This window comes from Erwinia wuhanensis, assembly GCF_030484085.1.
In the GTDB taxonomy this organism is placed as follows: domain Bacteria; phylum Pseudomonadota; class Gammaproteobacteria; order Enterobacterales; family Enterobacteriaceae; genus Erwinia; species Erwinia aeris.
Map to the genome: position 1 here is coordinate 509,974 of NZ_JAUJUH010000001.1, position 24,692 is coordinate 534,665.

20 protein-coding genes are annotated in these 24,692 nt (G+C 59.0%); 17 read left to right on the plus strand and 3 right to left on the minus strand.

The window, feature by feature from the left end; all coding sequences use genetic code 11:
* The first annotated feature begins 526 nt into the window (after window positions 1-526).
* The 11 genes from QZH36_RS02330 to QZH36_RS02380 all read left to right on the plus strand — a co-directional run bounded on the left by QZH36_RS02330 (window position 527) and on the right by QZH36_RS02380 (window position 15,049).
* Complete coding sequence (locus QZH36_RS02330) at window positions 527-2,074, plus strand: methyl-accepting chemotaxis protein (protein ID WP_301729562.1); 1,548 nt, start codon at window positions 527-529, stop codon at window positions 2,072-2,074.
* Window positions 2,075-2,163: 89 nt separating this feature from the next.
* Complete coding sequence (locus QZH36_RS02335) at window positions 2,164-4,125, plus strand: methyl-accepting chemotaxis protein (protein WP_445235112.1); 1,962 nt, start codon at window positions 2,164-2,166, stop codon at window positions 4,123-4,125.
* A gap of 133 nt (window positions 4,126-4,258) precedes the next feature.
* On the plus strand, window positions 4,259-4,348 hold the full coding sequence (gene kdpF / locus QZH36_RS02340) for a K(+)-transporting ATPase subunit F (protein ID WP_125287524.1): 90 nt from the start codon (window positions 4,259-4,261) through the stop codon (window positions 4,346-4,348).
* The gene (gene kdpA, locus QZH36_RS02345; protein ID WP_301729563.1) at window positions 4,348-6,030 is read left to right on the plus strand and encodes a potassium-transporting ATPase subunit KdpA; all 1,683 of its coding nucleotides are present in this window, start codon (window positions 4,348-4,350) and stop codon (window positions 6,028-6,030) included. The genes kdpF and kdpA overlap by 1 nt, the downstream gene beginning before the upstream one ends.
* On the plus strand, window positions 6,027-8,060 hold the full coding sequence (gene kdpB, locus QZH36_RS02350) for a potassium-transporting ATPase subunit KdpB (RefSeq protein WP_301729564.1): 2,034 nt from the start codon (window positions 6,027-6,029) through the stop codon (window positions 8,058-8,060). Before kdpA ends, kdpB begins: the two co-directional genes overlap by 4 nt.
* Window positions 8,061-8,070: 10 nt before the next feature.
* Window positions 8,071-8,646, plus strand: coding sequence for a potassium-transporting ATPase subunit KdpC (gene kdpC / locus QZH36_RS02355; RefSeq protein WP_301250849.1), 576 nt, complete (start codon window positions 8,071-8,073; stop codon window positions 8,644-8,646).
* 9 nt (window positions 8,647-8,655) lie between these two features.
* Window positions 8,656-11,319, plus strand: coding sequence for a two-component system sensor histidine kinase KdpD (gene kdpD, locus QZH36_RS02360; protein WP_301729565.1), 2,664 nt, complete (start codon window positions 8,656-8,658; stop codon window positions 11,317-11,319).
* The gene (gene kdpE / locus QZH36_RS02365; RefSeq protein ID WP_253454232.1) at window positions 11,316-11,993 is read left to right on the plus strand and encodes a two-component system response regulator KdpE; all 678 of its coding nucleotides are present in this window, start codon (window positions 11,316-11,318) and stop codon (window positions 11,991-11,993) included. The genes kdpD and kdpE overlap by 4 nt, the downstream gene beginning before the upstream one ends.
* Window positions 11,994-12,124: 131 nt before the next feature.
* The gene (locus tag QZH36_RS02370; RefSeq protein ID WP_301729566.1) at window positions 12,125-12,808 is read left to right on the plus strand and encodes an ATP-dependent Clp protease proteolytic subunit; all 684 of its coding nucleotides are present in this window, start codon (window positions 12,125-12,127) and stop codon (window positions 12,806-12,808) included.
* A 20-nt stretch (window positions 12,809-12,828) separates the two neighbouring features.
* Complete coding sequence (locus tag QZH36_RS02375; RefSeq protein ID WP_253454235.1) at window positions 12,829-13,062, plus strand: hypothetical protein; 234 nt, start codon at window positions 12,829-12,831, stop codon at window positions 13,060-13,062.
* Window positions 13,063-14,155: 1,093 nt separating this feature from the next.
* Window positions 14,156-15,049 carry an SDR family oxidoreductase gene (locus tag QZH36_RS02380; RefSeq protein WP_253454237.1) on the plus strand — a complete coding sequence of 298 codons (894 nt, stop codon included), beginning with the start codon at window positions 14,156-14,158 and terminating at the stop codon, window positions 15,047-15,049.
* A gap of 152 nt (window positions 15,050-15,201) precedes the next feature.
* Here QZH36_RS02380 and otnK read toward each other — a convergent pair whose 3' ends face one another.
* Both otnK and QZH36_RS02390 read right to left on the minus strand, forming a co-directional pair.
* Window positions 15,202-16,470, minus strand: a complete 1,269-nt coding sequence (gene otnK, locus QZH36_RS02385) for a 3-oxo-tetronate kinase (RefSeq protein ID WP_301729567.1) — start codon at window positions 16,468-16,470, stop codon at window positions 15,202-15,204.
* A 3-nt stretch (window positions 16,471-16,473) separates the two neighbouring features.
* The gene (locus QZH36_RS02390) at window positions 16,474-17,139 is read right to left on the minus strand and encodes an aspartate/glutamate racemase family protein (protein ID WP_253454241.1); all 666 of its coding nucleotides are present in this window, start codon (window positions 17,137-17,139) and stop codon (window positions 16,474-16,476) included.
* 224 nt (window positions 17,140-17,363) lie between these two features.
* On the opposite strand from QZH36_RS02390, the gene QZH36_RS02395 reads away from it, so the two are divergent.
* Both QZH36_RS02395 and QZH36_RS02400 read left to right on the plus strand, forming a co-directional pair.
* On the plus strand, window positions 17,364-18,602 hold the full coding sequence (locus QZH36_RS02395) for an alpha-hydroxy acid oxidase (protein WP_253454243.1): 1,239 nt from the start codon (window positions 17,364-17,366) through the stop codon (window positions 18,600-18,602).
* A 10-nt stretch (window positions 18,603-18,612) separates the two neighbouring features.
* Window positions 18,613-19,308: a substrate-binding domain-containing protein gene (locus QZH36_RS02400; protein WP_301729568.1), complete on the plus strand. Its 696-nt coding sequence runs from the start codon at window positions 18,613-18,615 to the stop codon at window positions 19,306-19,308.
* A 112-nt stretch (window positions 19,309-19,420) separates the two neighbouring features.
* On the opposite strand, the gene QZH36_RS02405 is transcribed toward QZH36_RS02400, so the two are convergent.
* Window positions 19,421-20,458 carry a LacI family DNA-binding transcriptional regulator gene (locus tag QZH36_RS02405; protein ID WP_301250864.1) on the minus strand — a complete coding sequence of 346 codons (1,038 nt, stop codon included), beginning with the start codon at window positions 20,456-20,458 and terminating at the stop codon, window positions 19,421-19,423.
* A gap of 214 nt (window positions 20,459-20,672) precedes the next feature.
* On the opposite strand from QZH36_RS02405, the gene QZH36_RS02410 reads away from it, so the two are divergent.
* The 4 genes from QZH36_RS02410 to QZH36_RS02425 are packed head-to-tail and all read left to right on the plus strand — an operon-like array spanning window position 20,673 to window position 24,575.
* A complete protein-coding gene (locus QZH36_RS02410; protein WP_301729569.1) occupies window positions 20,673-21,986 on the plus strand; it encodes an MFS transporter in 1,314 nt (437 codons plus the stop codon).
* A gap of 20 nt (window positions 21,987-22,006) precedes the next feature.
* Entirely contained in the window at window positions 22,007-22,645 is a 639-nt protein-coding gene (otnC, locus tag QZH36_RS02415; protein ID WP_253454251.1) for a 3-oxo-tetronate 4-phosphate decarboxylase, read from the plus strand.
* A gap of 27 nt (window positions 22,646-22,672) precedes the next feature.
* A complete protein-coding gene (locus tag QZH36_RS02420; protein WP_301729570.1) occupies window positions 22,673-23,818 on the plus strand; it encodes a lactonase family protein in 1,146 nt (381 codons plus the stop codon).
* Window positions 23,819-23,867: 49 nt separating this feature from the next.
* A complete protein-coding gene (locus QZH36_RS02425; RefSeq protein WP_253454255.1) occupies window positions 23,868-24,575 on the plus strand; it encodes a hypothetical protein in 708 nt (235 codons plus the stop codon).
* Window positions 24,576-24,692: the final 117 nt, after the last annotated feature.

The following is a 24,692-nucleotide window of genomic DNA, read 5'->3' on the forward strand; positions in this document are numbered from 1 at the left end:
GCCTGTCGCGTTAAGCTATTGTTTTATGGCTGTACCACCCGAATATTGATAATAATATGTAATAAAAAATCATCATTTTTTTAACAAAGAAGAGTGACGGCGATCGGCTTTACCGGCCGTGAAAACGGGTTATTGTGATTGCGATCAAACTAACCGTGGCCCTGAAAGAGTGGAAGAGAAGAAAGGGTAAACCGTTGGTGTTGCGTAGCGCCTGGATGCCTGTTCCTTTTTTGTGACAACGTAACAGATGGCTGTGAATATAGCATTGCATCCAAACCTGAAAGGTGACAACGTAACGAACAGCATTAGCACTAATTTTTAATGTTGTCCTGTAATAACCCTGCTTTTTGAAGGCTATGGATGCCCCTCTACGAATACGAAAGCCTCGCGTTACAGCGTCACGCATAGATAAATCCTTGATTTGCATAATAGCCGACATATTCCTCTACCCCACCGGCCATAAAACTAAATCTTTACCGCAATTTGCCGATACAGAAAGCATCCTATTTCCTTTAAGGCTAATCAGATGTCCCTGAAAAGATCGTCGCTTTTGGTTCTGCTGTTCCTGTTTATTATTTTTTTCACCAGCATGATCGCTAACGTCTGGCTGCTGACCCGCAGCAATACGTCGCTGGATGCGGTGAATAGAGAGATCCGTGTAGTGCTGTCTATTATCGATCCTATTAACCACAGCCGTACCCTGCGCGTGCGCCTGATGGAATATATGAAAACGATGGAAAACAGCGGCAGCCTGCAGTCTGAGCAGACGATTAGCGGGCTGAATGAAGTGCTGGGCAAAGCGGACAAGGCTTTCCAGGCCTATCTGGCCGCGCCGAAGCTGGATGGCGAAGCCAGCCTGGCCGATGAGTATCGCACCACCTATGAAACTTACCGCCGTCAGGGTATCGACCCGCTGCTGGACGCGGCTAAAACCAATGACCAGGCGCGCTTTAAGGCGCAGCTGCCGACCGTCATCAGTCTGGATCACCAGTACGAAGTGGTGCTGGACAAAGTGCTTGCGCTGCACGAGCAGTACGCGAAACGCCTGAACAGCGACGCGCAGGATCACTTCACCTTTGGTATCGGCCTGATTGTCGCCTTCGGCGTGCTGTTCCTGGTTGTTATCGCAGGCGTGTTGATGTTCCTGAAGCGCTACGTGCTTAGCCCGCTGGACAGCGCCAAAGCGCATTGCAGCCAGATTGCTCAGGGTATTCTGGATACGCCGGTGCCGGTGATGGCCTCTTCCCGCAGCGAAATACAGGATCTGATGGGCACCATGGAGCAGATGCGCCGCTCGCTGACCGATATCATCAGCCAGGTGCGTAACTCCACGCAAACCGTGTCGCACGCCTCGCAGGAAATTGCCGCCGGTAACGTCGACCTGGCTTCGCGTACCGAACAGCAGGCCGCCGCGCTGACGCAGACTGCCGCCAGCATGGAAGAGCTGGGCGCCACGGTGAAACAGAATACCGAAAACGTCTTTGAAGCCAGCCGTCTGACCAGCGAAGCGGTGAAGAACGCGAAAACCGGCGAAAAAGTCTCGCAGGAAGTCATCGTCACCATGGGCAAAATCAACAGCAGCTCGAAGAAGATTGAAGACATTACCGGCGTGATTAACAGCATCGCTTTCCAGACCAATATCCTGGCGCTGAACGCCGCGGTGGAAGCGGCGCGCGCGGGTGAACAGGGACGCGGCTTCGCGGTCGTGGCGGGCGAAGTTCGCAACCTGGCGCAGCGCAGCGCGGTAGCGGCAAAAGAGATTGAAAGCCTGATTGCCGAATCGGTCGCCAATATCAAAGCCGGTTCCGATCAGGTCAGCCGTACCGGCGACGCTATCGGCGCGATTATCGCCTCGGTCAGCCAGGTCGATGTACTGATGGATCATATCTCGACCGCGTCTGACGAGCAGAGCCGCGGCATCAGCCAGATTGAACAGGCGGTAACCGAGATGGACAGCGTGACCCAGCAGAACTCCGCGCTGGTGCAGGAGTCGGCAGCGGCTTCCGCCTCGCTGGAAGAGCAGGTGCACTTCCTTAACCACTCCGTTTCTACCTTCCGCCTGTCCGACGCGTAATTTTCTTACCCCCGGCATCCCGCCGGGGTTTCACTATAACAATAAGCATTAATGCGCCCACGCAGGCGCTCTACTTTTATGAGAACACCATGGCAAAATTATCTGCATTCTGGAACGCACTGATTCCAAAAAAACTTAATCCGCTGGCCGGTCGTCCGGTCAGCAACACTTATGACTGTCGCGCCCTGCCGACCGCTTTCGGCAGCCTGGGTACCGGCGGCGGCAAAGGCCTGCTGATGGTTTTTGTCCCGCCGGAAGCTGATTTCGCCCGCGTGAACGACGCGTGGCAAAAGATGAGCGCGCCGGGCCGTACCGTCTTCGCTATCTCCTCTACCGGCGCGCTGTGCGCGCAGAAAGGCCGCTCCGCCTACTGTGCCACCAACGGCCCTCAGGGCAGCTGGCTGTGGCTGCCCGAGCAGACGGTCGCCCGTCATGAGGTGCACACTATCGATCTGCAGGTGCCACGCGGCGCTACCGTTGCCGATCGTATCGACAGCATTCGCGCCCAGCTTGATCGCCTTCAGGTCAATATGTCGCTCTCTGCCGAAGAAACCTTCGCGATGATCTACTGCGACGGCCTCTCCTCTGCAGAAGGCTTTATGATGCAGGCCTGGTATGACAGCGGACGCTTCCCCTGCCTGGCTATCGGCGGCTCGGCGGGCGGCCGCACCGATTTTCAGAACACCTGGATGGCCACCAGCGGCCAGCTGCTGCAAAACAAAGCGGTGATCGTGTTCTGCCGCATGGCGAAAGGGAAATCCTTTGCGCCGTTTAAAAGCCAGAACTTCCAGCCCACGCAGAAAAGCTGGCTGGTGGCGGAAGCCGATCCCGTCGCGCGCACCATAAGTTCGCTGTTTGACGCAACGGGTCGCCAGCAGCCTGCGGTAAAAGTGCTGGCCGACGCGCTGCACTGTAAGCCTGAGCAGCTGGAGCAAAAGCTGAAGGGCAAAACGTTCGGCGTGAAGGTGGCGGATGAGTACTTTATTCGCTCCGTAGCCAAAATCGACGCGGAAAGCCTGACGTTCTTCTGCGATCTGGAGTTTGGCGACCGTCTTTATCTGCTGGAGGCGGGCGATTTCGTTTCCGCCACGCGTAAGGACTGGGACAGATTCGTCGCCACGCATGGCAAACCGGCCGGGCTGCTGCTGAACGACTGCCTGCTGCGCCGCCTTAACAACCCGGAAAGCCTGCCTGCGGCGGAGCTGTTCGACGGCGTGCCGGCCGCTGGCTTCTCCAGCTTTGGCGAAATATTCGGCGTGCCGATCAACCAGACGCTGTCCGCCCTCGCCTTTTTCGATCGCGACGTCAAAGCCATGAGCCGCTTCCCGATTGAATATGCCGACTACGCTGGCCACTATGCCCAGCGCTCGCTGCGTCGTTGGGAAGCGCTGCACACGCTGCAAACGGACGTTATTGATAAAGTGATCGACTATCAGCAGCAGATCGGGCCGGTAGTACAAACTTTCCCGCTGCTGGAAAAAGCCACCAGCCGCCAGAGCGCAGCGCTGGATGTGGCTGGCGTGAATATCGGCGAGATCGGCGAGGCGGCAACCGTCACGCTGCAGGCGCAGGATGAGCTGGGCCTTGAAATCGGCGAGCTGGAAAGAATTTCGCAGGGCATTACGCAAATCACCAGCGGCATCAGCACCATTGCCGACCAGACCAACCTGCTGGCGCTGAATGCCGCGGTGGAAGCCGCCCGCGCCGGATCGGCCGGTCGCGGCTTTGCCGTGGTAGCAGAAGAGGTACGCCGCCTGGCCCGCTCTTCTAAAGAACAGGCCGACGCCACGCGTGAAAGCATCAACGAGACGGTAGCGACCATCGCGCGGATTAAAAAGACGGCTTCTAAAACCGTTGCCACCACGGAAGATATGGCGCAAAAAAGCCACGCGGCACGTGGGCAGATCGCCAGCCTCAGCGAGCAAAACAGCGCCGAGCGCAGCGGGATGGTCGAGAATATCGACCGGCTGAAAAACGCTGCCGACGGTCTGGACGCCATGCATAAAGCGGTGGCGCAGCTGACGGTGCTCCAGGAACTGGTGCGTTCCTGATCCTGTGCGCGAGGCCCGCTGCGGCCTCGCGCATTTTTATACTTTTTTTATATTTTCCCGCCGCATTTTTGCAAAATCTTTGCGGCCCACTTTTTACACTCATGGCGAAATGACTCTCTTAATGAGGTGAACCGTGAGTGTTGCAGTAATAACCGGCGTGCTGCTGGTAGCTTTGTTGCTGGGCTATCTGATTTATGCCCTGATTAACGCGGAGGCCTTCTGATGGCGGCTTCCGCATTGTTAATAGCGAGCTATCTGGCGGCGCTGCTGCTGCTGGCCTGGCCGCTGGGTCGGCTGATAGCCCGCCTGATCGATCCCCGTCCCTTACCTTTTGTCGGCGGTGTTGAAACCGCCCTCTGGCGCCTGGCCGGTCTGCGCGGTGAAATGCGCTGGCAAACCTATCTGCTGGCTATATTGCTGTTTAATGCGATGGGCTTTGCCCTGCTGCTGGCGATCCTGCTGTTACAAGGCTCGCTGCCTTTAAATCCGCAGCATTTTCCCGGCCTGAGCTGGGATTTGGCGTTAAACACCGCCGTCTCTTTTGTCACCAATACCGACTGGCAGGCCTATGCCGGCGAATCGTCGCTGAGCTATTTCAGCCAGATGGCCGGGCTGACGGTGCAAAACTTTCTCTCGGCCGCCAGCGGCCTGGCCGTCGCTTTCGCTCTAATCCGTGCGTTTGCACGTCGCTCCTCGGCCACGTTGGGCAACGCCTGGCAGGATCTCGGCCGTATTGTCCTCTGGCTGCTGCTGCCGCTTTCGCTGCTGTTTGCGCTGCTGCTGATCCAACAGGGCGTGGTGCAAAGCTTCTCCGCCTATCTGCCTTTCACCAGCCTTGAAGGCGCGAAGCAGCTGCTGCCGATGGGACCGGTCGCCTCGCAGGAAGCGATCAAGCTGCTGGGCACCAACGGCGGCGGTTTCTTTAACGCCAACTCGGCACATCCGTTTGAAAACCCTACCGATATCAGCAATTTTGCGCAGATGCTGGCTATTTTCCTGATCCCGGCGGCGCTCTGTTTCGCCTTTGGCGAAGCGGTCGGCGACGCCCGTCAGGGACGGGTGATCCTGGCGGCGATGACGCTGATTTTTGTGCTCTGCGCCAGCGCGATGTTCTGGGCGGAGCTACAGGGCAACCCGACGCTGCGGGCGCTGGGCGTTGACGGAACCAACCTGGAAGGTAAAGAGAGCCGTTTCGGCGTGTTGGCAAGCGGCCTGTATGCGGTGGTCACCACGGCGGCCTCATGCGGCGCGGTCAACGCCATGCACGACTCTTTCACCGCGCTGGGCGGCATGATCCCGATGTGGCTGATGCAGATTGGCGAAGTAATCTTCGGCGGCGTGGGTTCGGGGCTTTACGGCATGCTGCTGTTCGTGCTGCTGGCGGTGTTTATCGCCGGGCTGATGATTGGCCGCACGCCGGAATACCTGGGCAAAAAGATCGACGTGCGCGAAATGAAAATGACGGCGCTGGCGATCCTGGTAACGCCCGCGCTGGTACTGCTCGGCAGCGCGCTGGCGATGATGAGCGACGCCGGACGCGCGGCGATGCTGAACCCCGGCGCGCACGGCTTCAGCGAAGTGCTTTACGCCCTTTCGTCCGCCGCCAACAACAACGGCAGCGCCTTTGCCGGTCTGTCAGCCAATACGCCGTTCTGGAACCTGCTGCTGGCCTTCTGCATGTTGGCGGGCCGCTTTCTGGTGATTGTGCCGGTCATGGCCATTGCCGGATCGCTGGTAGCTAAAAAAATCCAGCCGGTCAGCAGCGGCACCCTGCCCACGCACGGCCCGCTGTTTGTCGGCCTGCTGATCGGCACCGTGCTGCTGACCGGCGCGCTTACCTTTATCCCCGCTCTGGCTTCCGGCCCGATAGCGGACCACCTGATGCACATGGAGCGTACCCGATGAACCGTAAACAATTGGCTCTGTTTGAGCCTTCACTGCTGCGCCAGGCGCTGGTTGACGCGGTGAAAAAGCTGTCGCCGCAGGCTCAGTGGCGCAATCCGGTGATGTTTGTGGTCTGGATCGGCAGCGTGCTGACCACGCTGCTGGCGATAGCGATGGCCTGCGGCCTGGCGGGCGACGCCAGATTTACCGCCGCCGTCAGCCTGTGGCTCTGGTTTACCGTGCTGTTCGCCTGTTTTGCCGAGGCGCTGGCGGAAGGCCGCAGCAAGGCGCAGGCCAGCAGCCTGAAAAGCGTGCAGAAAACCGCTTTTGCTCTGCGGCTGAAAGAGGCCCGCCACGATGCGCCAACGGAAAAAATCGCCGCCAGCGAACTGCGCAAAGGCGACATCGTGCTGGCCATCGCAGGCGATATCATCCCCTGCGATGGCGAAGTTATCGAGGGCGGCGCGTCGGTGGATGAAAGCGCCATTACCGGCGAGTCGGCGCCGGTTATCCGTGAGTCGGGCGGCGATTTCGCTTCGGTCACCGGCGGCACCCGTCTGCTTTCCGACTGGCTGGTGATCCGCTGTACCGCCAATCCCGGCGAAACCTTTCTCGACAGCATGATCGCCATGGTCGAAGGCGCCAGCCGCCGCAAAACGCCTAACGAGGTCGCGCTGACCATTCTGCTGATTGCGCTGACGCTGGTCTTTCTGCTGGCGACCGCTACCCTTTGGCCCTTCTCGGCCTGGAGCGGCACGCCGGTCAGCGTGACCGTGCTGATTGCGCTGCTGGTCTGCCTGATCCCCACCACCATCGGCGGCCTGCTCTCCGCCATTGGCGTTGCCGGGATGAGCCGAATGCTGGCGGCCAACGTGATCGCCACCAGCGGCCGCGCCGTAGAGGCAGCGGGCGACGTCGATATCCTGCTGCTGGACAAAACCGGCACCATTACGCTCGGCAACCGTCAGGCTTCCGACTTTCTGCCCGCCAGCGGCATTGCGGAGCAGCGGCTGGCGGATGCGGCGCAGCTGGCTTCGCTGGCCGATGAAACGCCGGAAGGCCGCAGCATCGTGGTGCTCGCCAAGCAGCGCTTTAACCTGCGTGAACGCGATTTGCAGCAGCTACAGGCGACGTTTATCCCCTTTACCGCCCAGACGCGAATGAGCGGTATTAACCTGCCGGAGCGCAGCATTCGCAAAGGCTCGGCCGACGCAATCCGTCGCCACGTGGTCGCCAGCGGCGGTCAGTTCCCGGCGGAGATGGATGAAAAGGTCAACGAAGTCGCGCGCCAGGGCGGCACGCCGCTGGTGGTGGCGGAAAACCTTGAGGTGCTGGGCGTGATCGCGCTGCGGGATATCGTTAAAGGCGGCATCAAAGAGCGCTTCGGCGAGTTACGCAAAATGGGCATCCGCACCGTGATGATCACCGGCGATAACCCGCTGACCGCCGCCGCTATCGCCGCCGAGGCGGGCGTGGACGACTTTCTTGCCGAAGCGACGCCGGAAGCGAAGCTGGCGCTGATCCGCCAGTATCAGGCCGAGGGCAGACTGGTGGCGATGACCGGCGACGGCACCAACGACGCGCCCGCGCTGGCGCAGGCCGACGTGGCGGTGGCGATGAACTCCGGCACCCAGGCGGCGAAAGAGGCGGGCAACATGGTGGATCTGGATTCCAGCCCGACCAAGCTGATTGAGGTCGTACATATCGGCAAACAGATGCTGATGACGCGCGGCTCGCTGACTACCTTCAGCCTCGCCAACGACGTGGCGAAATACTTTGCCATTATCCCGGCGGCGTTTGCGGCCAGCTACCCGCAGTTCGGCGCGCTGAACGTGATGCATCTGCATTCGCCTTCGTCGGCCATTTTAAGCGCGGTGATCTTTAACGCGCTGATCATTATCTTCCTGATCCCCCTGGCCCTGCGCGGCGTCAGCTATAAGCCGCTCAGCGCCGCCGCGCTGCTGCGCCGCAACCTGGGGCTGTATGGCCTGGGCGGGCTGGCTCTGCCGTTTATCGGCATCAAACTTATCGATCTGCTTCTTCAGCTGTAGGAGGTTTACCGTGTCGCAACTGCGTCCCGCGCTTTTTATGATGGCTTTTTTACTGCTGCTGACCGGCGGCGTTTACCCGATGGTCACCACCCTGCTGGGCCAGTGGCTCTTTCCGCAGCAGGCGGGCGGCTCGCTGCTGTTGCTTGACGGCGAGGTTCGCGGCTCACGGCTGCTGGGCCAGGCGTTCAGCCAGGCAAAATATTTTCAGGGACGACCGTCGGCGACGGCGGAAACCCCTTATAATCCGCTGGCGAGCGGCGGCAGCAACCTCGCGCCCGGCAATCCCGCGCTGGATAAGCTGTTTGCCGATCGGCTGGCGGCCGCCCGCGCAGAAAACCCGGACGCCAGCGGTCGGGTGCCGGTCGATCTGCTGACCGCCTCCGCCAGCGGACTGGATAACGGCATCTCACCGGAGGCGGCGCGCTGGCAGACGCCGCGCGTGGCGAAAGCGCGCCAGCTGTCGCCCGAAACGATTAGCCGCCTTATCGCCGCGCACACCCGCTATCCGCTGTTCAGTTTCAGCGGCCAGCCGTATGTTAACGTGCCCGAACTGAATCTTGCTCTGGATGCGCTCCGCACAAAATAAGGAACCGGCATGGCCGATATGCTTCGCCCCGATCCCGATCGCTTACTGCAACAGACCCGCGAGCGGCCGCGCGGGAAACTGAAAATTTTCTTCGGCGCCTGCGCGGGGGTAGGCAAAACCTGGGCGATGCTTCAGGAGGCGCGGCGGCTGCATGCGCGCCAGCTGGACGTGCTGATAGGCGTGGTGGAAACGCACGGCAGGCAGGAGACGGCGGCGCTGCTGCAGGGCCTGCCGCGCCTGCCGCCGCAGCAGCGCCAGCATCGGGGCCGTCAGGTTGAAGAGTTCGATCTGGACGCCGCGCTTGCGCGTCATCCCGCCGTGATTTTGATTGACGAGCTGGCGCACAGTAACGCGCCCGGCTCCCGTCATCCCAAACGCTGGCAGGATGTGAAAGAGCTGCTGGCGGCCGGGATCGACGTGCTGACCACCGTCAACGTGCAGCATCTGGAAAGCCTGAACGACGTGGTCAACGGCGTTACCGGCATTCAGGTGCGCGAGACGCTGCCCGACCCGTTTTTCGACGCCGCCGATGAGATAATCCTGGTGGATTTGCCGCCGGACGATCTGCTGCTGCGCCTTAAACAGGGCAAGGTGTATACCGGCGACCGCGCTGACCGGGCGGCCGAGCACTTTTTCCGCAAGGGCAACCTGATTGCTTTACGCGAGCTGGCGCTGCGGCGCACCGCCGATCGGGTAGATAACCAGATGCAGGCCTGGCGGGACGGGCGCGGGCGGGACAAAGTGTGGCACACGCGGGATGCGGTGCTGCTTTGCGTGGGCTACGACGAAGGCAGCGAAAAGCTGGTGCGCACCGCCGCGCGGCTGGCGGCCAGGCTGGGCAGCGAATGGCACGCGGTCTGCGTGGAAACGCCTGGCTGGCTGCGGCTGACGCAGCAGCAGCGCCGCACCGCGCTGGCTTCACTGCGTCTGGCGCGTCAGCTCGGTGCGGAAAGCGCCGTATTGGCCGACGCCTCTGCGGATAAGGCGATTGCGCGCTACGCTCGCGATCACGATCTGGGCAAAGTGGTGCTGGGACGCGGCAGGGGTCGTCATCTGTTCCGCTCGTCTTCGCTGGCCGATCGCCTTGCCGCCCGCGCGCCAGAACTCGACCTGGTGATCGTTGCGCCCGGCGACAGGCCAGCCGCCGCCGCGCCGCCGCAAAGACAGGCTCGACGCTGGCGTCAGGGCATACGCGGCTGTATGCTCGCCACGGCGCTGTGCGCGCTGATCACTTTTATCGCCAGCCACTGGCTGCTGGCTTTCGATCCCGCCAACCTGGTGATGCTCTATCTGCTGGGGGTAGTGGTAGTGGCGCTCCAGGCCGGACGCTGGCCCTCGGTGTTCGCCACAATAATCAACGTTGTCAGCTTCGATCTCTTTTTTGTCGCGCCGCGCGGTACGCTGGCGGTTTCTGACGCGCAATATCTGTTAACCTTTGGCGTGATGCTCAGTGTCGGGCTGCTGGTTGGCAACCTGACGGCGGGCGTGCGCTATCAGGCGCGCATTGCTCGCTATCGTGAAAGACGCACCGGCCAGCTTTACGCCCTTTCCAGCACGCTGGCGAAGGCCCGCAGCGCGCAGGAAGTAGCGGCGGCAAGCCAGCACGCCGTTTATACTATTTTTCATGCCGACAGCGCGCTGCTGCTGCCTGACGAAAACGACAGGCTGGTGCGGCAGCTGCCCGCACCAAACGTAATGAGCTGGGACGAAGGCATTGCCCGCTGGAGTTTCGTGCAGGGTGAACCGGCGGGCGCCGGAACCGATACGCTGCCCGGCGTGCCTTATCAGATCCTGCCGCTGCGCGCCGCAGAGAAAAGTCTTGGCGTGATGGTAATCGCGCAGCAAACGCCGCCCGCGCTGCCTGAACAGCAGCAGCTGCTGGAAACGGTGCTGCTACTGACCGCCAGCGCGCTGGAGCGTTTACAGCTGACGGCCAGCGAAGAGCAGGCGCGCGTAATCGGCGAGCGTGAGCAGCTGCGCCATTCGCTGCTGGCCGCCCTTTCTCACGATCTGCGCACGCCGCTTACCGTGCTTTTCGGCCAGGTGGAGATCCTGACGCTGGATCTGGCCTCGGCCAGGCTGCCTCAGGCTCGCCAGGCAAGCGAAATCCGCCAGCATGTGCTGCGGCTGACGCGGCTGGTGAATAATCTGCTGGATATGGCCCGTCTACAGACCGGCGGCTTTCATCTGAAGCGTGAATGGCTGACGCTGGAAGAGGTAATCGGCAGCGCGCTGGCGACGCTGGATCCGGGCGGCAGGCAGCCCGTTACGCTGGAGATGGCCGATCCGCTGGCACTGGTTCACGTTGACGGCCCGCTGTTTGAACGGGTGCTGATCAACCTGCTGGAAAACGCCATGAAATATGCAGGCGCAGCGGCGCAAATCGGCATCAGGGCGCAGACGCGTCCGGGCGAGCTGACGATCGAAGTCTGGGACAGCGGCCCCGGCTTGCCCGCTGGTCAGGAGCAGGCGCTTTTTGCTAAATTCACTCGTGGCGATCGGGAATCGGCCATTCCCGGCGTGGGGCTGGGTCTGGCAATCTGTCAGGCGATCGTCGAGGTGCATAACGGCGTGATTACCGCCCATCAACGTCCGCAGGGCGGCGCGAGCTTCAGAATTAGCCTGCCGCAGGCGCCGCTGCCGGACATAGCAGAAACAGGTGAAGCGCTGTGACAACCGTACTGATTATTGAAGATGAAAAAGAGATAAGCCGCTTTCTGCGCATCGCGCTGGAAGGCAGCGCCCTGCGCGTCTTCGATGCCGGCACGCTACAGCGCGGCCTGCTGGAGGCCGCTACCCGCAAACCGGATCTGGTGATCCTGGATTTAGGGCTGCCGGACGGCGACGGCCTGACCTTTCTTAAAGAGTTCCGCCAGTGGAGTCAGAAGCCGGTAATTGTGCTCTCCGCCCGCAGCGAAGAGGAAGATAAAATTGCCGCGCTGGATGCGGGAGCCGATGACTATCTTACCAAGCCTTTCGGCATCGGCGAGCTGGAGGCGCGCCTGCGGGTAGCGCTGCGACGCACGACGCACGATACGCAAAGCGATCCGGTTTTCGCCTTTTCCGATGTGCAGGTCGACCTGGCAGCAAGGCGCATTACGCGTGCGGGCGAGGAACTCCATCTGACGCCAACCGAATTCAGGCTACTTGCCGTACTGCTTAACAATCACGGCAAGGTGATGACGCAGCGGCAGCTGCTGGTACAGGTTTGGGGGCCTAACGCCTCGGAGCACAGTCACTATCTGCGCATCTATATGGGCCACCTTCGGCAGAAGCTGGAAGAAGATCCGGCCCGGCCTCGCCATCTGCGCACGGAAACCGGCGTCGGCTACCGATTTATGCTCTGAGCATAATTTGTTACATTCCTTTATGCGGCGGAAAATTAATATCCGTCCTGCCTCACAGTTTATTATCCGTAGGAAGGTTAGCCTGCAAAAGCAATTCGCTTAAATGATGTTATGCATTGTTAAGGATAATGATGAAAAAGATATTTACTACGGCGGTTACCCTCGCCGGATGGCTGGCTGCTTTTATGCTTCCGGCTGACGCGGCACTTTCTGTGACCCAGCGTACCGATATCAGGCCCGTAAAATTTAAATCCGCCCGCATTATTTTCAACGGCGATATTACGGCAAATAAATCGCTGGAGTTTATCGACGCTCTGGACAAGCTGCATTACGCCTCGCCAGGGCTGAAAGAGATTACACTATATATCAACAGCTATGGCGGTGATATGGACAGCGGCTACCTGCTTTATCAGGCGATAAAAAATGCGGCCATTCCCATTACGGCCGTTAATATTTCGATGACCGCTTCTTCGGCTACGATGATGTATTGCGCAGCAAAAAAAAGGCTGGCTATGCCTTTAGCGACTTTCCTGTTACATCCGGCTGCGGTAGAAAACCTGAATCGCCAGTATATCAAGCCTGACGAGCTGGCATCGTTAAAACAGTTAAGCAACAAGGGCAATGTTATTTTTGAGCAAATTTATCGTCAATGTACCAATTTAAACGACGATGAAATCGCTTCTTTGCTGGCCAGTGAATCTACAAGGCTGCTACTGAATGCCGGCCAGGCGATCGAGCGCAAAATGGCGGAAGGCATAAGCGAAGGACTGGCTCAGGCCGATATTTCTGTAATCGTCACTGATGACAAAGCGTAAAATTAAACAGGGAATGGTAAATGAGAAAGCTATTAATATCGTTGACACTGGTTACTCTTTTTATTTCTGGCTGCGCCATCGAAAACTTAAATCCTGACGGGGTAAACCCCTCGTCTGCACCGACTATGCCTTCACCACTGGCGAAACCGACTAAACAACAGCGTGGCGCGATTATGTCGGGTGAAAACCCGGACTGGCGTGAAGCACCCGGCCCGGTTGTACCCCGTAGTCAAAAAAACAGGCATGGTTTTTAGCAGCAAAAGAAGCACAGGTCGTGCTGGTTTTGCTCGCTTTTTGGCGCTTATATCGGCAATTTCATTTTTGGGCAGGTCATCAGCTTACGCTGCGCCACAGGTCGTCAGAGCATTTCAGGGACACTGGCCGCAGCGTCGCTGGCTTGCCTGTTACCATTGAACAGACTGACGCTGAGCGGAGTATTTTCATTGGCCTGTGCGTTTTTATTGGGCAGACTGCTGCCAGTGGCTTATTCGTTTTCGTTGCACGGGTTATTGACGCTGGCCCGATGGCTGGCGTTGGATGGGCCATTCACCGTTGGCGTTACATATTGCACCCTGCTCTTGCCTGCATGTAAATACTTTAATTTTGAAAACTCAGCACAACTATAGCCAATGATTCCGAATATCCAGCGACGCTATCGGTAATTTTATATTCAGCACGATGAAATAATATATATGCACATCAAATTAAAAAATTACCATCCTACAAAAAAACTCACCCGCCACAGCTAACATTGTTCAGTAAAATATAATATTAGATTGACCCCTGGCGTGTAATAAAATAAAAATAGTAACCACCAGCACGGAAGGCGTAGCTGCAAGGATAATCCTCCGTAGCTTTACCGGCCGCTGTAGATTGGTCAGAAAAAATACCAGCCGCATTAGCGCAACAGCGACCGTAATCTTAATGATGGCAAATGGCAGGATAAAGCATTCGGTTTCCCTGCGATATTTGTAAAAATCAAAGGAAAAATAAACGCACCTGAATTCACCTACTTTACTCCAATATTCAGCTGAGGAGATGAAGTAAAATTAAACATACAATGATAAATTTTATTAAAGGATAATCCTCTCATTTGACAGCAGGCGTACTTCTGACAACGGGCCTGACAACCCATCCGCGCAGATTTCAATGCAATTAAAAATAAAATTTTGTTTTTAATTCATACAACATCATGCCTTACCAAAAAAGATGACTTACTGTCGTAAACCCTCTTAATCAAACCCGAAAATCGCGCGCCTTTACCATTATTTTTGCAGCTGAACGTGACAACCATCACGTTTGTGCCAGGCTTATGTTTTCGAATCAACACCGATGAAGGAGTACATCATGAGCGAACAAACTAAAAAGTCCTTGCTGACCGTTGACTATCCGACCCCGCCATTCCCGGAACAGCCTCAGCAGGCGCCAGGCCTTGCCAGCAAAATGATCCCACAACCCGATCACGGTGAAAAAACCTATCGCGGCTCTGGCCGTTTGCAGGGACGTAAAGCGCTTATTACCGGCGGTGATTCCGGTATCGGTCGTGCCGTTGCTATTGCCTATGCCCGTGAAGGCGCAGACGTGGCCATCGGTTACCTGCCGGAAGAAGAATCCGACGCGGCGGAAGTGATTAAGCTTATCGAGGCGGAAGGCCGTAAAGCGGTTGCACTGCCGGGCGATATTCGTTCCGAAGAGTTTTGTAAAAAGCTGGTCAGCGACGCGGTAAGCCAGCTGGGCGGCCTGGATATTCTGGTGAACAATGCCGGACGCCAGCAGTATAACGAGTCTATCCGCACGCTGAGCACCGAAGATTTTGATGCGACGTTCAAAACCAACGTCTACGCCATGTTCTGGATCACCAAAGCGGCGGTGGATCATATTCCACGCGGTGGCGCCATTATTAACACCTCTTCCGTGCAGGCCTATAGCCCAAGCGCTATCCTGCTGGACTATGCGCAGACCAAAGCTTCTATCGCCGCCTTTACCAAAGCGCTGGCGCAGCAGCTGGGCGAAGAAGGCATCCGCGTTAATGCGGTTGCGCCTGGTCCATACTGGACGCCGTTGCAGTCCAGCGGCGGTCAGCCGCAGGAAAAAGTGAAGCAGTTTGGCGGCAGCGCGCCGCTGGGCCGTCCGGGACAGCCTGCGGAGATCGCCCCGCTTTACGTGACGCTGGCCTCAACGGAAACCAGCTATACGTCCGGCCAGGTCTGGTGCTCCGACGGCGGTACCGGCACGCTGTAATAGTCACAGCTGATATAATGGCCGCCTGCGGGCGGCTTTTTTGTGCGTGGCGACCGCTGATTAGGCCAGCTACGGCCCCCGTACAGATATCGCCATCGGCCTCTTCGCCAGCGCCAGAATCATCTGCCAATATTTACATAGCAAATCTGTCTCTAATCATCGCCCCGCAGCGCATCGACGGCTCGGGCAAAGAAGTCTCTGCCGCCAAAATTACCCGACTTCAGCGCCAGCGCTACAGGCTGCCTGCCGCGCGACACCATCGACGGAACGCCGGTATCTATTTCTGCGCCGATAGTCAGCGCGCCCAGCCCTAATGCACTGACCACCGCCCCGGACGTCTCGCCGCCGCCGACCACAATCCGTCGCGTGCCGGCCGCCACCAGCTGCTGCGCGGTTTCGCCGAACAGGCTGTCCAGCGCGGCCGCTACCCGCTCGCGACCATACTGCTCCTGCACGCGTTTTACGGCCTCGGGATCGCCGGAGGAATAGACCAACGGCGCGCGGCCCTGATGCTCGGTGATAAAGGCCACCAGCTGCGCCGGTCCCGTTTCGCCGCTCAGCACGTCTTTGACCTCAATCATCATTACAGGATGGTTTTTCTGATGTTCGGCTATCTGTAAACGCGTCGCGCCGGAACAGCTGCCGACCAGGATAGCTTCCGGCCCGTCGATAAGGGGAGCCTGCGCCTGTTTCCCTTTTGCCCGCCCCTGAGCGATGAAATTATGCGGCAAGGCCAGCGCAATCCCCGATCCGCCCGTAACGAGTTTCGCGCCCTGGCAGGCGCGGCCGAGGGTAGTCAGATCGTGCTCGCTAATCGCGTCCACAATCAGTAGGGTGCGCGTCTGCGACTCGTTGATGGCCTGCTGTAAAACCTGGCTGCCCTGCACTACGGTCTGCCACGCAATATGTGCAACCGGGTTGGCGCTTTGCCGCCGCAGCACGCGCCGCAGATCCGCATCCGTCATCGGCGTCAGCGGATGATGCTCCATGCCGGACTCGTTCAGCAGCTTATCCTGTACAAAAAGATGCCCCTGATAAACCGTACGTCCCAGCGCCGGGAAAGCCGGGCACATTATCACGCTGCGGACTTCCAGCAGCGCCGCCAGCGCGTCCGTTACCGGCCCGATGTTGCCGCTATCCGTAGAATCGAAAGTAGAGCAATATTTGAAAACGATCTGTTCGCAGCCCTGATCCAGCAGCCAGCGGCAGGCCGCCAGCGACTGCTCCACGGCCTCGCTGGCGGCAACGGAGCGGCTTTTTAACGCCACCACGCCCGCTTCTACATCCGCGTCGGCGGGCATCGTCGGTACGCCGGAATACTGCGTGGTGTTAAGTCCGCCCTCGCCGACCAGGCCTTTCGCCAGCGTCACCGCGATATCGCTGGCGCCGGTAAAATCATCTGCAATTACGCCAATTAGCATCCTTTACCCCTTAGCCGCAGCAAGTACGCTGGCCTTCATGCGTTTAACGGCGGCGTGCGGTGCGGTCAGCACCGGGATCGTGACCTGCTGACGCACGCTCTCGGCCGCGCGGGAAGTAGAAAAATGCGCCAGCATAATCACGTCGCAGTGCGCCAGCTCTTTCGCCCGCGCCGCCACCAGGCGGTTATGACTCTCCGCATCGCCTCTTTTCAGCAGATCGATGGCGTCCTCCACCAGCACCGTGGTCAGCTTCGCTTTCGAGCCCTGCTGCGCCACGTAGTCATCGAATTCCTCGGTCATGGTTTTCACCGCCGGGCCAAAAGTCGCCAGCATGCCGATATGGTTACCCTGCGCCACCGCCTCCATAAACATTGCTTCATTCGGTTTATGCACCGGCACCGGCAGTTCTTCGCTTAAACGGTCGATGGCCGGGCCAAACGCGGAACAGGTAATTAAAATGCCCTGCGCCTGCTGGGCAAAGCCATATTTTCCCAGCTGCACAAAGCGGTCGATCATCCCGACGGAAAGCTCACTTTCTCTGGCGCGATCGAGAGAAAGCCCGTCATCAAGCAGGTTGACCGTTTCCGCCTCCGGCCAGACCTCGCTGAATGCGGTATGAATAGGCGCCATCGCTACCGGCGTGGCGTGCAGTAAAACAATTCTGTTCATGAGCTTCTCCTGGAAGGCGTCGGCCGAGCGCACGGCGATGACTTAATGTAAGGGCTTACAAATGTCGCTGTAAAGTGAACTCCGTCACATAAATCGGCGATGATGCAGCCAGACTGTTATTGAAATGTTAGAGATGATTAGCCAGAATTGAAAGCGCTTACAAAATAAATTGTCTTTATCCGTTTATGACGCTGTGCGTCTAACCCCTGGAGCCGAGAACGCTTATGACTTCATCTGCTAATACTCCTTCTGCCGCCATCGTCCCGCCAGGTGCGGCGCCTACCGTCGGCAATCCGGCGCTGAAGAAGGTGCCCCGTCATTTTCGCGATTTGCTGGCGCTGGATGATTTTGAACGACACGCCCGGCGCCGCCTGCCGGATATGATTTATCAATACGTGGCGGGCGGTGTCGAAACGGGCCGTGGCATTGCCGGTAATTTCGAGGCCTACCGTCAATACACTTTTGTGCCGCGCATGTTCCGTGATGTCTCCGGCCGCGATCAGCGCACCACCCTGTTTGGCCACACCTACCACCATCCTTTCGGCGTTGCGCCCCTTGGCGGCGCCTCTTTTGTCGCTTACCAGGCGGATATTGCGCTGGCGAAAGCGGCCAGGGCAATGAACGTGCCGATGATCCTTAGCGCCTCGTCGCTAATCAAACTGGAGGATGTCCACGCCGCCAATCCGGACGCCTGGTTTCAGGCCTATCTGGCGGGCGATCAGCCGCGTATCGACAGGCTGCTGGATCGCGTGGCCGCGGCGGGCTACCAGACACTGGTGGTCACCGGCGATACGCCGATGCTGGGCAATCGCGAGCACAACACGCGCAGCGGCTTCAGTATGCCGATTAAAATTACGCCGAAGGTCGCGCTGCAAAGCGCCATGAACCCACGCTGGCTGCTGGGCACGGTTGCGCAAACCTTTCTGCGCCACGGCGCGCCGCATTTTGAAAATACCGATGCCGAGCGCGGGCCGCCGATGATGTCCAGCAAGGTACGCAATACACACGCCCGCGACAAACTCAACTGGAAAAACGTCGAGGCAATACGCAAAAAATGGCGCGGCAACCTGGTAATCAAAGGTTTGATGTCGCCGGAAGACGCCTTTATCGCCCGCGATCTGGGCGCGGATGCGGTGATCCTGTCCAATCACGGCGGTCGCCAGCTGGATCATACCGTGCCGCCGCTGCTGACTCTGCCGGAGATTGCGGCGAAAAAAGGCGCGATGAAGGTCATTATCGACAGCGGGATCCGGCGCGGCACCGACGTAATGAAAGCGATGGCGCTGGGCGCGGATTTTGTCTTCCTGGGCAGACCGTTCCTTTACGGCGCCGTCATCGGCGGCCAGGCGGGCGTGGAGCACGCCATGCATATTCTGCGTGATGAAATTGATCGCGATCTGGCGCTGATCGGCGTTCGCACGCCCGGCGAGCTGGACAGCAGCTATCTGCGTAAAACAGGCTAAGGAACAGGTTATGAGCAACGGAACACTTCGTCTTTTCAGCGTGCTGGCTATTCGCGCGCCCTTCGCCGCCGTGGAACAGGCCTGGCTGCGTAGCCACGGCGACCCGCTGACTATTGACTGGAAGCCAACCTCGGTTATTGAAAAAAATATTGCCGACGGCGCAACGGCGGACGCGGTCATCGTGACCAAAGAGGCGATGGACAGGCTTATCGACCAGCGCGTGGTGGCGGCCGACAGCCGGGTGGAGCTGGTGGATTCGCCGCTTGGCCTGGCGATGCTGCCCGATGCCGTTGCGCCCGATATCAGCAGCGTGGCGTCGTTTACCCGGGCGCTGCTGGCGGCGAAATCGGTGGCTTATTCGCTGGGCGGCGCAAGCGGCATCTATTTTCAGGCGCTGTTAAAACAATTAGGGATTGAAGAGGCGATCAACGCGCGCGCCACCACTATCGCAGAAGGTTTTACCGCCGCGCAGCTGCTGGAGGGCACGGCGGATATCGCCGTTCAGCAAATCAGCGAGCTGCTGATGGTGAAAGGGATCAAGGTCATTGGCCCGCTGCCGCCGGGTGCGCAGAAGGTGCTCTCCTTTTCCGGCGGCGTTTTTAACCGGGCGGCCAGGCCAGAGGCCGCCGCCGCCCTGCTCAATTTTTTACGAGAAAAAGAGGCAATGCAGGCCTTTGCGGACTACGGGCTGACGGCGCGGAACTAAGCGGCGCCTGGCAGTCTTTAGCGGTCTACGCACTAACGGCACGAGGCTGAGCGGCGCCTGGCAGACTTTTTCGGCCTGCGCACCGACGGCGCGGAACTAAGCGGCGCACGGTTTAGCCTTTGGCGGCGCGCGGTGCGGAGCCGGTGCTGCCGCGCACGATCAGCTCGGGTTTAAGCAGGGTCTGCACGGGCGCGGTTTCGCCATTCAGCGTGGCGAGCAGATAGTCTGCCGCGACCTCACCGATGCGATCCAGCTCCACGCGCATGGTGGTCAGCGGATGCTCCAGATGCTCGGCATATTCATAGTCATTGAAGCCGGTAATCGAAATATCGTTCGGGATGCGCAGATAGCGCTCGCTGGCCGCCCGCATCGCGCCAAAGGCCAGCAGATCGTTACCGCAGATCACCGCCGTCGGCGGATTTGGCCCGTCCAGCAGGCGGAACATCGCCTCGCGCGCTTCGTTCATGGTAAAGGCACTGTTGATCAGATTGGCCTCGTCCAGCGTCAGCCCCGCCGCTGCCAGCGCCTGCCGCGTGCCGGTAATACGATCGGAAACGCGATCGTTGGACGGCGGCGTCCCGACGATCACGGCAAAGACTTTATGCCCCAGCGCCAGCAGGTGCGCGGTCAGCTCGCCTGCCGCCAGCTCGTTGTCGTAGCCCACGCTGGGATAGCGCGCGTCCACGGAAAAGGTCTGGATACAGGGAATATTCTGTTGAGCGATGCGCTCCCACAGGCGCGGGTGGTGGCTGTTGCCCACCAGCATCAGCGCATCGATGCCGTATTCCACCAGCTTGTTGACCTCTTTCAGCTCGGTATCGGGATCGAAATCGGAGCTGGCCAGCAACATGGTATAGCCGGACTGGTGGATCTGCTGCTGGAAAGCCGCCAGCGGCCGGGAAAAGGTTTCCGTCGCCAGCGTCGGCACTACCGCACCAATGGTCATGCTGCGGCGAGAAGCCAGCGTGCGGGCGGCGCGGTTAATGACATAGCCCAGCTCTTCGCAGGCGCGCTCAACCGCCTCCCGGCGCGACGGACGGACGGAGGCGCTGCCGTTCAGCACTCGTGAAACGGTAGCGGTGGATACCCCCGCACGCAGGGCGACATCGTCCAGCGAAACGCGGGCGGATGGCGATGGCTTATCGGACATCTTCAGACTCCAGAGCGAAATTAGTGACGTTGCCCACAAAATTTACAGACAACCAATACCTCTATTTGAAAGCGCTTACTTTTTGCTTGACTGAATTTTGTAATCGCTTACTTTTAACATCATATTATCAAATACTGAAAGAACTTTACTTAACCATAACATTCAGGCGGGCGCGCTCGTTCATTACGGCCCCGAAATCATAAAGGAATTCACCATGCGTAGATACCCGCGGATCCGCTGGCTGATGATCGCGTTCTGCTTTTTCGCCATCGCCATCAACTACATAGATCGCATTAATTTAGCCATCGCCGCCCCACATATCAAAAAAGATCTCGGGCTGGACGACACCAGCATGGGGCTGATCCTTGGCGCTTTTTTCTGGACCTATGCGCTGATGCAGATCCCGGCTGGTCGACTGATTGACCGCCTGGGCGCGCGCACCGGCCTGGCTATCGCCGTAGGCTGGTGGTCGCTGTTTACCGTGTTTACCGCTTTTGGCCGCGGCTTTACCTCCATTTTCGCCTCGCGTCTGATGCTGGGCCTGGGCGAATCGGGCGGCTATCCGGGCTGCGCCAAGGTGGTTTACTCCTGGTTCGCCAAAAAGGAGCGCGCCACCGCCAGCGGTATCTTCGATGCTGGCCCGCGCGCGGGCAGCGCCATCGCCCTGCCGCTGGTCGCCTGGCTGATCAGCACCTGGGACTGGGAAACCTCGTTTATCGTCACCGGCGCGCTGGGGCTGATCTGGGTAGCTATCTGGCTGGTTTTCTACCGTGAACCGGAGGAGATGAAAGGCCTGAAGGAGCAGGAGCGCCAGAATCTGCTGGCCGACCGCAGCGTACAGACGCTGGGGAAAAACGAAAAAGTGCATATCGCCGGTCTGTTCCGCTACCGCACCGTCTGGGGAATGATGATCGGTTTCTTCTGCATGAACTTTGCTACCTACTTCTTCGTCACCTGGTTTCCGACCTACCTGACCATGGCGCATGGCTTTTCGCTGAAGGAGCTGGGCACGCTGGGCGCGATCCCGGCGCTGATGGGCATCCCCGGCAGCCTGCTGGGCGGCCTGACCTCTGACTGGCTCTATCGCCGGGGCTTTTCGCTGACCACCGCCCGTAAATCCTGCCTGATTGGCGGCATGCTGCTTTCTTCGGTGATCGCCTTCGCCGCTTTCACCAACAGTATCCCGGTGATCCTGACGCTGTTCTCACTGACCTACGCAGGCCTGGCCTTTACCGCCGCCAATATCTGGACCCTGCCCGCCGACGTCGCGCCCAGCGCGGGCTATGTCGGCACCCTGGGCGGCATTCAAAACTTTGCCGGCAATCTGGCCGGGATCGTCACCGCCTCCTTTACCGGACTGATGCTGACCCTCAGCCACGGCTCTTTCGTGGTGCCGCTGCTGGTGGCGGGCGGTATCTGCCTGTTCGGCGCGCTTAACTTTATGTTCATCATGGGCAAAGTGGAGCCGCTGGCGATAAAAAAAGACGAAACGGCCGGTAAGGTAATGACGGCCGATCACAAAATTTAACCCGGATGCGGAGAGAAGCAATGACTACTGAACAGCAGCTGCGCGAAGAGATCTGCCAGGCAGGCAGAAGCCTTTACGAGCGCGGCTATACCGTCGGCACCGCAGGAAATATTAGCGCTCGTCTGGAAGATGGCTGGCTGATCACCCCTACCGATGCCTGCCTGGGTCGCCTGGTGCCGCAGCAGATCGCTAAGGTCAGTCGTGAAGGCGAATGGCTGTCGGGCGATAAGCCTTCGAAAACGCTGCTGCTGCACCGTCAGGTTTACGACCGTAACCCGGAGGTGCAGGGCGTGGTGCATACGCATTCCACTAACCTGGTCGGGCTGACGCTGGAAGGGGTCTGGCAGCCGGAATGCATTCTGCCGCCGATCACGCCTTACCAGGTGATGAAGGTCGGCCGCATTCCGCTGATCCGCTACTGCCGTCCCGGCGCGCCGCAGGTGGCGGAACAGGTGGCTCAACTCGCCTGCGAAGTGCGCGGCGTGATGCTGGAACGGCTTGGCCCGGTCGTCTGGGGCCGTTCGGTGCTCTCCGCCTGTTTCGCGCTGGAAGAGCTGGAAGAAACCGCCCGCCTGTGGCGGCAGGCAGCGGTGAAACCCCAGCCGCTCGGCGACAGCGACGTCGCGGAACTGTGCGAAGTTTTCGCCGCGCGCTGGTAAGGCTTTTTACCCTACAAGGAAATAATAATGAAAAAAATTTACGCAGGCGTGCTGCTTTCTCTGGCAGCCCTGACGGGCGCGGCTCAGGCGCAAAGCCTGGTGTATGTTTCCAATGCCGAAAGCGGCACCGTTACCGGCTACCAGCTGGATAAAGCGAAAAAAGCGCTGGTGCCGATCGGCAGTTTCCCGGCGGGCGCGAAGGCGATGTCTTCCGTTGTCTCACCCGATAAGAAAATGCTTTATGTCTCGGTACGCAGCAAGCCTTACAGCGTGGTGGCTTATCATATCCAGCCCGATGGCCAGCTGGTTAAGGCCAGCCAGTCGCCGCTGCCGGAGAGCATGGCCTATATCTCGCTGGATAAGCAGGGGCGCTTTTTGCTGAGCGCCTCTTACGGCGGCGACTTGTTCAGCATTAATCGCATCGACAGCAACGGTCAGGTGCAGGCGCAGCCGGTACAGGTCGTGCACACCGGCAAGCGCGCGCACGCTATTCAGGTCGATCCCGGCAACCATTTCCTGTTCGTCACGCTGCTGGGTGCCGATCAGCTGTTGCAATACCACTTTGACGCCGCCAGCGGCAAGGTAACGCCCAACGATCCGCCCTTCGTCAATATTCAGAGCGAGGCGGCAACCGGCCCAAGGCATTTTGTTATTGCGCCCAACGTGGACAAACAGGGCAAGCGCAGCCTCTACGTGCTGACCGAAATGGCGGGCAATATCAGCCAGCTGACGCTGAACGCCGACGGCACCACGACGCCGGTTGCAACGGTAAATTCCGTCTCGCCCAAAGAAGATATGCAGCGCGGTGAAGCGCGACCGCTAACGGGTGACGACGATCTGCCGCCTTCGCATAAGCCACGCATCTGGCAGGCGGATATCCATATCACGCCGGACGGTCGCTTTCTTTATTCCACCGAGCGCACCAGCAGCACCCTGTCCTCTTTTTCCGTCGATCCCCATGACGGGCATCTGACTTACCTCACCAGCATTAAAACCGAGCAGCAGCCGCGCGGCTTCGCTATCGACAGCAGCGGGCGCTTTCTGATCGAGTCCGGACAAAAATCGACCCAGCTTTCGCTCTACTCTATCGATCCGACCTCCGGCGCGCTGACGCTGAACGGCCGTTATGCCACGGGCAAAGGCGCCAACTGGGTATCGCTGGTCGAAGAGTAATTACTACGGGCCCGGACGGGCCTGAATGGCAGTCATAACAGGAGAGAGTATGAAACGCAGACATCCCTTCCTTTCCGCCCTGTGCGCTACGGGCCTGTTCGCCCTGACGGTACCAGCCGGACACGCCGCGGAAAAAGTGGTCGCCACCGATCTGGAGCCGCTGCATCACGTGATCCTGGAAAATCAGTACGTCACCGTGATGCGCGTCATGATCCGCCCCGGCCAGTCCACGCTGTTTCATGAACAGCACCTGGATTATGTGAACACCCATATCAACGGCAGCCTGGTGCATATTTCCTATCCCAACGAGCCGGCTAAAGATACCGAGATGAAAACCGGCAATGTGAAGTTCGGCGCGCATCAGGGCAAATCCGATACCGATAAGGTCACCAACACCGGCACCACGCTGAACCATCAGGTGGCTTTTGAGATTAAACAGAACGGCCCGCAAAACTTTGGCGGCGCGACCCGGCCTGAGCTGCCCGAATTCCAGCAGGTGCTGGATAAAAAAACGGTCAAGGGCTGGAAAGTCACTCTGCAACCGGGCGAAAGCACCACGCTCTATAGCCAACACGGGCCGGGCGTCCGCGTCTTTTTTACCGAAGGCCGCCTGCTGGAGTCGGTGCCCGGTCAGCCTAACCACAATAAAGAAGTCTGGCTGCATCGCGGCGACGCCATCCTGACCCAGCCAGGCCAGGTAGAACTGATCAACGGCGGAGAAACGCCGCTGATCTTTAACGATTACGAGCTGCTTTAACCCGATTGAGGGCATGCGGCACGGCCGTTTGCCCCTGTCCATGATGACGAACCGCCCGGCTACAGGGCGGCAGCATTTTTCTTTTTACAGGAGCATGTCAGGTGAGACGATTAAGTC

Excerpts from the sequence above, each read along its gene's own strand:
- QZH36_RS02330 (WP_301729562.1), top strand. The coding sequence starts at position 527 with ATGTCCCTGAAAAGATCGTCGCTTTTGGTTCTGCTGTTCCTGTTTATT.
- QZH36_RS02335 (WP_445235112.1), top strand. The coding sequence starts at position 2,164 with ATGGCAAAATTATCTGCATTCTGGAACGCACTGATTCCAAAAAAACTT.
- kdpA (WP_301729563.1), top strand. The coding sequence starts at position 4,348 with ATGGCGGCTTCCGCATTGTTAATAGCGAGCTATCTGGCGGCGCTGCTG.
- kdpB (WP_301729564.1), top strand. The coding sequence starts at position 6,027 with ATGAACCGTAAACAATTGGCTCTGTTTGAGCCTTCACTGCTGCGCCAG.
- kdpD (WP_301729565.1), top strand. The coding sequence starts at position 8,656 with ATGGCCGATATGCTTCGCCCCGATCCCGATCGCTTACTGCAACAGACC.
- QZH36_RS02370 (WP_301729566.1), top strand. The coding sequence starts at position 12,125 with ATGAAAAAGATATTTACTACGGCGGTTACCCTCGCCGGATGGCTGGCT.
- QZH36_RS02375 (WP_253454235.1), top strand. The coding sequence starts at position 12,829 with ATGAGAAAGCTATTAATATCGTTGACACTGGTTACTCTTTTTATTTCT.
- QZH36_RS02380 (WP_253454237.1), top strand. The coding sequence starts at position 14,156 with ATGAGCGAACAAACTAAAAAGTCCTTGCTGACCGTTGACTATCCGACC.
- otnK (WP_301729567.1), bottom strand. The coding sequence starts at position 16,470 with ATGCTAATTGGCGTAATTGCAGATGATTTTACCGGCGCCAGCGATATC.
- QZH36_RS02390 (WP_253454241.1), bottom strand. The coding sequence starts at position 17,139 with ATGAACAGAATTGTTTTACTGCACGCCACGCCGGTAGCGATGGCGCCT.
- QZH36_RS02395 (WP_253454243.1), top strand. The coding sequence starts at position 17,364 with ATGACTTCATCTGCTAATACTCCTTCTGCCGCCATCGTCCCGCCAGGT.
- QZH36_RS02400 (WP_301729568.1), top strand. The coding sequence starts at position 18,613 with ATGAGCAACGGAACACTTCGTCTTTTCAGCGTGCTGGCTATTCGCGCG.
- QZH36_RS02405 (WP_301250864.1), bottom strand. The coding sequence starts at position 20,458 with ATGTCCGATAAGCCATCGCCATCCGCCCGCGTTTCGCTGGACGATGTC.
- QZH36_RS02410 (WP_301729569.1), top strand. The coding sequence starts at position 20,673 with ATGCGTAGATACCCGCGGATCCGCTGGCTGATGATCGCGTTCTGCTTT.
- otnC (WP_253454251.1), top strand. The coding sequence starts at position 22,007 with ATGACTACTGAACAGCAGCTGCGCGAAGAGATCTGCCAGGCAGGCAGA.
- QZH36_RS02420 (WP_301729570.1), top strand. The coding sequence starts at position 22,673 with ATGAAAAAAATTTACGCAGGCGTGCTGCTTTCTCTGGCAGCCCTGACG.
- QZH36_RS02425 (WP_253454255.1), top strand. The coding sequence starts at position 23,868 with ATGAAACGCAGACATCCCTTCCTTTCCGCCCTGTGCGCTACGGGCCTG.